At 67.0% G+C, this 6,787-nt stretch carries 6 protein-coding genes; all 6 read left to right on the forward strand.

Annotated elements, in window-relative coordinates; translation table 11 throughout:
• Window positions 1-42: 42 nt before the first annotated feature.
• Entirely contained in the window at window positions 43-681 is a 639-nt protein-coding gene (locus RT456_RS03580; RefSeq protein ID WP_313342605.1) for a tetratricopeptide repeat protein, read from the forward strand.
• Window positions 681-1,889 carry an outer membrane protein assembly factor BamB gene (bamB, locus tag RT456_RS03585; RefSeq protein ID WP_313342607.1) on the forward strand — a complete coding sequence of 403 codons (1,209 nt, stop codon included), beginning with the start codon at window positions 681-683 and terminating at the stop codon, window positions 1,887-1,889. The genes RT456_RS03580 and bamB overlap by 1 nt, the downstream gene beginning before the upstream one ends.
• A gap of 12 nt (window positions 1,890-1,901) precedes the next feature.
• Window positions 1,902-3,299 (forward strand): ribosome biogenesis GTPase Der, encoded by a 1,398-nt coding sequence (der, locus tag RT456_RS03590; protein ID WP_313342609.1) that lies wholly within the window; start codon window positions 1,902-1,904, stop codon window positions 3,297-3,299.
• An 86-nt stretch (window positions 3,300-3,385) separates the two neighbouring features.
• Window positions 3,386-4,525 (forward strand): molybdopterin-synthase adenylyltransferase MoeB, encoded by a 1,140-nt coding sequence (gene moeB, locus RT456_RS03595; protein ID WP_313342611.1) that lies wholly within the window; start codon window positions 3,386-3,388, stop codon window positions 4,523-4,525.
• Between the two features lie 169 nt (window positions 4,526-4,694).
• Window positions 4,695-6,524 (forward strand): monovalent cation:proton antiporter-2 (CPA2) family protein, encoded by a 1,830-nt coding sequence (locus RT456_RS03600; protein ID WP_313342613.1) that lies wholly within the window; start codon window positions 4,695-4,697, stop codon window positions 6,522-6,524.
• 57 nt (window positions 6,525-6,581) lie between these two features.
• Window positions 6,582-6,787 (forward strand): tetrahydrofolate dehydrogenase/cyclohydrolase catalytic domain-containing protein (locus RT456_RS03605; RefSeq protein ID WP_313342615.1); only part of this gene is annotated, 206 nt, incomplete at its 3' end.

The following is a 6,787-nucleotide window of genomic DNA, read 5'->3' on the forward strand; positions in this document are numbered from 1 at the left end:
AATTCAAAGAGTCCCTCCTGACAGGCAGGGGCGAGAGTACGCATGGCGATCGACGACCTGCTCGACGAGCACGAACAAAGTGAACGCGTCCGCAGCTGGCTGCGGAAGAATGGTGTCAGCATCATCGCTGGTGTGGCGATTGCCATCGGCGGCATTGCCGGCTGGCAGTGGTGGCAGAAGGAACAGGGCAATCACCTGGCCGGCGCCAACGTGCAGTACCAGACCGTGCTCAAGCACCTCCAGGACAAGAACCTGGACGCGGCCGCCAAGGGCGTGAAGGAGCTTGAGGGCAGCAAGGCGAACATCTACGCCGACCTGGCCTCGCTGCAGCTGGCCAAGGCCCAGGTTGACGCCGGCAAGAACGAAGACGCGCTGGCGACGCTGCGCGCGATCCAGGCCGACCCCGAATTCAAGCCGGCGATCGACCAGCGCATCGCGCGCCTGCTCATGGCCACCGGCAAGAACGACGAGGCCATCAAGCAGCTCGGCACCGCCAGCGACAGCGCCAGCCTGGAAATCCATGGCGACGCGTTGATGGCGCTGGGCAAGCGTGATGAAGCCCGCGGGCAGTATGAGAAGGCGCTCAAGACGCTGGACGTGGCAGCGCCGCAGCGGCGCCTGCTGGAAACCAAAGTGATGGATGCCGGTGGCACCGTCACCGATCCTGCGGAGTCGGTGTAATGAAGCAGATGGTCATGATCAAGCGTGTCGCCACCCTGGTACTGATGGGCGTGGCGTTGTCCGGTTGCACCACCGTCAAGGGCTGGTTCGCCGGCAAGGACGCGGCGGCCAAGAAGGCGCTGGAGCCGGCGGAGCTGGTGAAATTCGAGCCGACCGCCAAGGTCGACCGGATCTGGAGCGCCAACGTCGGCAAGGGCGAGGGGCGCATCGGCGTCCGCCAGGGCCCGGTGGTTGCCGATGGCCGCGTATACGCGGCGGCGATCTACGGCGGCGTGCACGCGCTGGATCTGCAGACCGGCAAGACGGTCTGGACGTATGAGCCGGCCAAGGTGAAGAAGCAGCCCAAGCTGCGCCTCTCCGGTGGTCCGGGCGTTGGCGAAGGCCTGGTGGTGATCGGCACGCTTGACGGCCAGGTCATCGCACTGGACGCAAACGACGGTACCGAGAAGTGGCGGGCCAAGGTGCCGGGCGAAGTGATCGCCGCACCGGCCGTCGCCCAGGGCATCGTGTTCGTGCGCAGCAACGACGGCCGCGTGACGGCCTTCGATGCCAGCAATGGCACCCAGAAGTGGTTCAACCCGCGTGAGCTTCCTGCCCTGACCGTGCGTGGCAACGCGCCGGTGGTGGCGGGGCCGGGCGTGCTGTTCATCGGCAACGATGACGGCAGCGTCGCCGCGCTGGCCATGCAGGACGGCCGCACCGTATGGGACCAGATGGTCGCCAACGGCGAAGGCCGCACCGAGCTGGAGCGCATGTCGGATATCGATGGCGCCCCGGTGCTGGAAGGCAACACGCTGTTCGTGAGCAGCTTCAAGAGCCAGACCATGGCGATCGATGGCCCGACCGGCCGTCCGCTGTGGACGCGGGATCATGGTGGCGCCGGCGGCGTGGCCCTGACCTCGGGCAATGTATTCGTGACCGACAACAAGGGCGGCGTGTTCGGCCTGGACAAGGCCGGCGGCACCGCGATGTGGTCGCAGAACGGCCTGGCCCGGCGCTCGCTGACCGGTCCGGTCGTGCAGGGAGATTTCGTTGTAGTCGGTGACTACAAGGGTTACCTGCACTGGTTGCGGACGGATAATGGTGAACTGGCCGCGCGCGCCAAGAGTGGCGGCGACGCCCTGCTGGCGCAGCCGGTAGTCGCCGATGGGATTCTGCTGGTGCAGAACGTTGATGGAAAGCTGACCGCATTCCGGTTGGCACAATAAGGAGTTACCGCGATGCTGCCCTTGGTCGCCCTGGTTGGACGGCCGAATGTCGGCAAGTCCACCATTTTCAATGCGCTGACCCGTACCCGTGACGCCCTGGTCCATGACCAGCCTGGCGTCACCCGGGACCGCAACTATGGTGTTTGCCGTCTGGACGAGGACAACCATTTCCTCGTCGTCGACACGGGCGGTATCTCGGAGGACGAGGAAGGTCTGGCCGGTGCTACCGCCGACCAGGCCCGCGCTGCCGCGGGTGAAGCCGACCTGATCGTGTTCGTGGTGGATGCCCGTGACGGCACCTCCGCGCAGGATGACGAGATCCTGTCGTGGCTGCGCAAGCTGTCGCGGCCGACGCTGCTGCTGATCAACAAGATCGACGGCACGCACGAAGATACCGTGCGCGCGGAGTTCGCCCGCTACGGCTTCAGCGAAATGCTCACCATGTCGGCCGCGCATCGGCAGGGCCTGGATGACCTGCTTGAAGAAGTGGTCCAACGGCTGCCCGAGGAAGGCAGTGCCGAGGAGATGGACAACGATCCGGCCCGCATGCGCATTGCCTTCGTCGGCCGCCCCAACGTGGGCAAGTCGACGCTGGTCAACCGCATCCTGGGCGAGGAGCGGATGATCGCCTCCGAAGTGCCCGGTACCACCCGCGACTCGATCGCGGTGGACCTGGAGCGTGACGGGCGCGAGTACCGCCTGATCGACACCGCCGGTCTGCGCCGCAAGGGCAGGGTGGAAGAGGTGGTCGAGAAGTTCAGCGTCATCAAGACCCTGCAGGCCATCGAGCAGTGCCAGGTGGCCGTGCTGATGCTGGACGCCAGCGAAGGCGTGACCGATCAGGATGCCAGCGTGCTGGGTGCGGTGCTCGATGCCGGCCGTGCACTGGTCGTGGCGATCAACAAGTGGGACGGGTTGACCGACTACCAGCGCGAGCAGGCCGAGGCGCTGGTGGCGCGCAAGCTGGGCTTCGTGCCATGGGCCGAAGTGGTGCGCATCTCCGCCAAACATGGCTCGGGCCTCCGCGAGCTGTTCCGTGCGGTTCACGCGGCGCATGCCTCGGCGACGCACGAGTTCAGCACCAGCGAGGTCAACAAGGCGCTGGAAGTGGCCTATGAGACCAACCCGCCGCCGGCGATCCGTGGCCATGTCTCCAAGCTGCGCTACGTGCACCCGGGCGGCTCCAATCCGCCGACCTTCATCGTGCACGGTACGCGTCTGAAGGATCTGCCGGAGTCGTACAAGCGCTACCTGGAGAACTTCTTCCGCAAGCGCTTCAAGCTGGTCGGTACCCCGGTGCAGTTCATCTTCCGCGAGGGTGCCAACCCGTACGAGGGCAAGAAGAACGTGCTGACCGAGCGTCAGATCGCCAAGAAGAAGCGCCTGATCAAGCACGTAAAGGGCAGGTAGCGTACTGCCACCCCATGGGTGGCTGTGCAACGCCAATGGACCCGGCCGTAAAGCCACCCCATGGGTGGCTGCGCGATAATGCGGCCATGACCGCCATCCCCGAGATCACCCCCGAACAGGCCCGCCACCGCCTCGCGCACGGCGCGCTTCTGATCGACGTACGCGAACCGCACGAGCGCGCCACCGGCATGGCCGAAGGTGCGTTGGGCATCGCCAGGGGCGACCTGCAGGCAGACCCATCAACGCACCTGCCCGCGCTGGGTCGCGACGTCGTGCTCATCTGCCAGAGCGGCAAACGCTCCATGGACGCCGCCCAGGCCCTGGCCGAGCTCGGCTACCCCAACATCGCCTCCGTCCACGGGGGCACCACCGCGTGGCGCGCTGCCGGGCTCCCGCTCGTGCAGCCGCTGCAGAGTGACGACGAGCGCGATTTCAACGAGCGTTATTCACGCCACCTGCTGCTGCCCCAGATCGGCGTGGCCGGCCAGCAGGCGCTGCTCGGTGCCCGTGTGTTGGTGCTCGGCGCCGGCGGGCTCGGCTCACCGGCGGCCTTCTACCTGGCGGCGGCGGGGGTAGGGCACCTGCGCATTGCCGACGATGACGTGGTGGATCGCAGCAACCTGCAGCGGCAGATCCTGCACACCGATGCCAGCGTGGGACTGCCCAAGGTACATTCCGCCCGCGAGCGGCTGCTCGCGCTCAATCCGCGGCTGGACGTGGAGGCGGTGCAGGCGCGGGTGAGCTCGGCCAACATCGACGCGCTGCTGGACGGCATGGACGTGGTGGTGGATGGCTCCGACAACTTCCCGCTGCGCTACCTGCTCAACGACGCCTGCATACAGCACGAAATTCCGCTGGTGTATGGCGCGGTGGAGCGTTTCACCGGCCAGGTGAGCGTGTTCGACGCCGGCCGCCAGCGCGGGCAGGCGCCGTGCTATCGCTGCCTGTTCCCCGAGCCGCCGCCGCCCGGGTTCGCGCCCAACTGCGCCGAAGCCGGGGTACTGGGCGTGCTCCCGGGCATGGTCGGCCTGCTGCAGGCCACCGAAGTGCTCAAGCTGCTGCTCGGCATGGGCGAGCCGTTGGTGGGGCGGTTGCTGACCTTCGATGCATTGGGCATGCGCTTCCGCGAGATCCGGCTGCGGCCCGATCCGGCGTGCCCGCTGTGCGCGCCGGGTCGCACGTTCCCGGGGTATATCGATTACGCCGCGTTCTGCGGCGGTGTGTAGCGACCAGGTGCCACCGGGCAGGGCCCGGCGCTACGCCCGGGTGGAATGATGTGGTGGTTTATTGGTCGGTCGTTCCATTTGCGGCACGATCATGCGCACCCTCCGTGCTATTTCCCTGCATCAACTTGCCCTATCGTGAGGGCTGATCCGAGTTGCAAGGAAAGACCGCATGGCGGTGGAAGCAGGTGCCAGTGAACTGGTGAAAGTGGTCGCCCTGCTGGGTGCGGCAGTGGTGATGGTGCCGCTGTTCCGCCGCCTGGGGCTGGGATCGGTGCTGGGCTACTTCGCCGCCGGGCTGGCCATCGGGCCGTTCGGGTTCGGTTGGTTCTCCGACCCGCAATCCATCCTGCATACCGCCGAACTCGGCGTGGTGATGTTCCTGTTCGTCATCGGCCTGGAAATGCGGCCCTCGCACCTGTGGAGCCTGCGCAACGAAATCTTCGGTCTGGGCACGCTGCAGATCGTGGTGTGCGGCGCCGTGCTCACCGGGGTGTGCATGTTGTTCGGCTTCCCGCTGCCGGTGGCCTTCATCGGTGCGGCCGGTTTCGTGCTCACCTCTACGGCCGTGGTGATGCAGCTGCTGGCCGAGCGCGGCGACATTGCGTTGCCGTCGGGCCAGAAGATCGTCTCCATCCTGCTGTTCGAAGACCTGTTGATCGTGCCGCTGCTGGCCGTGGTGGCGTTCATGGCGCCGGTGCAGGCCGACGCGGGAAGCAGTTCGCGCTGGCTCACCGTCGGCATCGCGGCAGGTGCGATTGTCGGGTTGGTGCTGGTCGGCCGGTTCCTGCTCAATCCACTGTTCCGCATCCTGGCCGCGGCCAAGGCGCGCGAGGTGATGACGGCGGCCGCGCTGCTGGTGGTGCTGGGCGCGGCACTGCTGATGCAGCTGGGCGGTCTGTCGATGGCGATGGGCGCGTTCCTGGCCGGCGTGCTGCTCAGCGAGTCCACCTTCCGCCACCAGATCGAAGCGGATATCGAGCCGTTCCGCGGCATCCTGCTGGGACTGTTCTTCCTCAGCGTCGGCATGGCGCTGGATCTCACCGTCGTGGCCAACAACTGGCCGCTGATCGTGTCCGGCGTGTTCGCGTTGATGCTGGCCAAGGCGGTCTGCATCTACACCGTGGCGCGCATCCTGGGCAGCGATCACCGCCAGGCGCTGGACCGTGGCGTGGTGATGGCGCAGGGCGGCGAGTTCGCCTTCGTGCTGTTCTCGGCCGCCGCGGCTGCCGGCGTGATCAGCGTGGAGGTCAATGCCAACCTGACCGCGATCGTGGTGCTCTCCATGGCGCTCACCCCGCTGTTCGTGCTGCTGCACGACAAGTTGATGCCGGTGCGCGAAGTGTCGCTGGAAGGAGTGGATACCGCCGAAGGCATGTCCGGCAGCGTGCTGATGATCGGCTTCGGCCGCTTCGGCCAGGTCGCCAGCCAGTCGCTGCTGGCCCGCGACGTGGACGTGACCATCATCGACAACGACGTGGACATGATCCACAACGCCGAGCGTTTCGGGTTCAAGATCTACTACGGCGACGGCACCCGCCTGGACGTGCTGCACGCCTCCGGTGCGGCCACCGCACGGGCGATCGCGGTGTGCGTGAACAACGCGCAGGATGCCGATCGCATCGTTGAGCTCGTCGCGCATGAATTCCCGCAGGCCAAGCTGCTGGTGCGGTCTTTCGACCGCGAGCATTCGCTGCGCCTGATTCATGCCGGGGTCGATTACCAGATCCGCGAGACGTTCGAATCGGCCTTGCTGTTCGGCCAGGCCGCGTTGACGGAGCTGGGCGCCGACGCCGACGACGCCCGTGACATCGCCGAACAGATCCGCCAGCGCGACGCCGAGCGTTTCGAGCTGGAAATGGCCGGCGGCGACCTGCTCTCCGGGGCGCACATGGTGTTCGGCACCGCGTTGCCGGGCGTGCCCACGCCGACGCCGTTCACCGCGCCCAAGCGCAAGGCGCGCACCCTCAACGCCGACGAAGTGCCCGAAGAGGAAGAATGACCCCGCCACGTTAATCGGGGACAATACCGTCCCCGCCGCCCCACGCCCCTGCCTTCGATGAACGATACCGCCCCCCGTCAGCCCGCCCGTATCCTGGACGGCCGCCGCATCGCCGAAGACCTGCTGGACAGCCTCAAGGTCCGCGTCGACGCGCGCCTGGCCGCCGGTGGCAGCCGGCCGGGGCTGGCCGTGGTGCTGGTGGGCGGCGACCCGGCCTCGACCGTGTACGTGCGCAACAAACGCCGGGCGGCAGAGAAGGTCGG

The sequence above is a fragment of the Stenotrophomonas sp. genome, assembly GCF_032099025.1.
In the GTDB taxonomy this organism is placed as follows: Bacteria; Pseudomonadota; Gammaproteobacteria; order Xanthomonadales; family Xanthomonadaceae; genus Stenotrophomonas.